The sequence below is a fragment of the Allobosea sp. CER48 genome, from assembly GCF_044752385.1.
In the GTDB taxonomy this organism is placed as follows: Bacteria; Pseudomonadota; Alphaproteobacteria; order Rhizobiales; family Beijerinckiaceae; genus Allobosea.
The window spans coordinates 1-1,989 of the sequence record NZ_JBIWYK010000523.1 but is presented as its reverse complement, the minus strand read 5'-3'; the positions used below and the strand labels follow the sequence as shown (position 1 = coordinate 1,989).

Annotated in this window: 2 protein-coding genes; one reads left to right on the top strand and one right to left on the bottom strand. The window is 65.5% G+C overall.

The window, feature by feature from the left end; all coding sequences use genetic code 11:
• Positions 1-1,267: omega-aminotransferase AptA (gene aptA, locus ACIPIA_RS15105; RefSeq protein WP_400510731.1), on the bottom strand; the 1,267-nt coding region annotated here is incomplete at its 3' end.
• A gap of 139 nt (positions 1,268-1,406) precedes the next feature.
• Here aptA and ACIPIA_RS15100 point away from each other — a divergent pair.
• Positions 1,407-1,955 carry a cupin domain-containing protein gene (locus tag ACIPIA_RS15100; protein ID WP_400510729.1) on the top strand — a complete coding sequence of 183 codons (549 nt, stop codon included), beginning with the start codon at positions 1,407-1,409 and terminating at the stop codon, positions 1,953-1,955.
• The last annotated feature ends 34 nt before the right edge of the window (positions 1,956-1,989 follow it).

The following is a 1,989-nucleotide window of genomic DNA, read 5'->3' as shown; positions in this document are numbered from 1 at the left end:
GCGCGATGATATCCCCGGTGACGCGGATCAGCAGTCCCTGCTCGAAGCAGTCGACAAAGGCCTCGTAGGCCCGCGCGCCGACGGCACCGTCGCGCGAGGCGAGCTCGATGCCGGCAACCAGCCCGATGTTGCGGATGTCGATCACATGCGGAGCATCGCGAAGCGAGTGCACCGCATTCTCCCAGGCCACGGAGAGGTCCGCCGCCCGTGCCAGCAAACCCTCAGACGCATAGATGTCGAGCGTGGCAAGGCCCGCCGCGCAGGCGACCGGGTGTCCCGAATAGGTATAGCCGTGGAACAGCTCGATCGCGGCCTCCGGCCCGGCCATCAGGCCGTCATGGACCTTCCGGCTCGCGAAGACCGCGCCCATTGGCACCGCCCCGTTCGTCAGCCCCTTCGCCGTCGTCATGATGTCCGGAACCACGCCGAAATAATCGGCCGCGAAAGGGGCTCCGAGCCGACCGAATCCGGTGATGACTTCGTCGAAGATCAGCAGGATGCCATGCCGCGTCGCGATCTCGCGCAGACGCTCGAGATAACCCTTGGGCGGCACCAGCACCCCGGTGGAACCGGCCATCGGTTCGACGATGACCGCGGCGATGGTCTCCGCACCATGCAACGCGACCAGCCGCTCCAGATCGTCCGCCAGCTCCGCCCCATGCTCGGGCTGCCCCCTGGTGAAGGCGTTGCGCGCCAGGTCATGCGTGTGACGAAGGTGGTCGCTGCCCGGAAGCTGCGGGAAGACGCGGCGGTTGTTGACGATCCCGCCCACTGAAATGCCGCCGAAGCCAACGCCGTGATAGCCGCGCTCGCGGCCGATCAGGCGCGTCCGCGTCCCCTGACCGATGGCGCGCTGGTAAGCCACCGCAATCTTCAGCGCGGTATCGACCGATTCCGATCCGGAGCCGGTGAAGAAGATGCGATCCAGCTTCGCCAGACCTTCGCCCGGCGCAAGAGCCGCAAGCCGCTCCGCGAAATCGAAGGCGACGGGGTGCCCCATCTGGAAGGCGGGGGCGAAATCGAGTTCGCCGATCTGGCGCGCCACGGCCTCGCTGATCGGCTGCCGGCTGTGCCCGGCATTGACGCACCAGAGCCCGGCCGTACCGTCCAGCACCCGGCGGCCGTCCTCGGTGGCGTAGTGCATGCCGCTCGCGCTGGCGAGCAGGCGCGGAGCCTTCTTGAACTGCCGGTTGGCGGTGAAGGGCATCCAGAAGCTGTCGAGCGAACGGGCGTTCTGCAGCGTGGATGGCTTGGTGTTGACGGTCATGGCGGGCTCCCTCGGTCCGTCCGGAGGTGCTCATGTTTTCGCTAAGTCAACAAGTCTGTTTCATCTCTCCGCCAAGCCATTGTAAAATAGCGCCCACGTCGAAAAATGTTCATGATATCGAACACGAGGAACAGGCGCGTTGAACGTCGATGTGGGAGCCAGGCTCAGGCATGTCCGGATGCTGCGCGGCCTTTCGCAGCGCGCGCTCGCCAAACAGGCCGGCGTGACCAATTCGTCCATCTCGCTGATCGAGGCGAATGAGGTGAACCCATCGGTCGGGGTTCTCAAGCGGATACTCGACGGCATTCCCATCAGCCTGTCCGAATTCTTCGCTTTCGAACCGGAGAAGCCGCGCCAGGTGTTCTACCAGGCCGAAGAACTGGTCGAGATCGGCAAGGGCGGCATCTCGTTCCGCCAGGTCGGCGAAAACCTCTTCGGCCGCGCCCTGCAGATCATCAAGGAACGCTACGAGCCCGGGGCCGATACCGGCCGTGTCCTGCTCAGCCATGAAGGCGAGGAAGGCGGCGTCGTGCTCAGCGGCAGGATCGAACTGACCGTCGGAGAGGAGCGTCGCATCCTGGGCCCCGGCGATGCCTACTACTTCGAGAGCACCCGGCCGCATCGATTCCGCTGCGTGGGCCCTGTTCCCTGCGAGATCGTCAGCGCCTGCTCCCCGCCTACCTTCTAGTCGCCCGGCAAGGCGAGAACGATAGGGTCGAGTC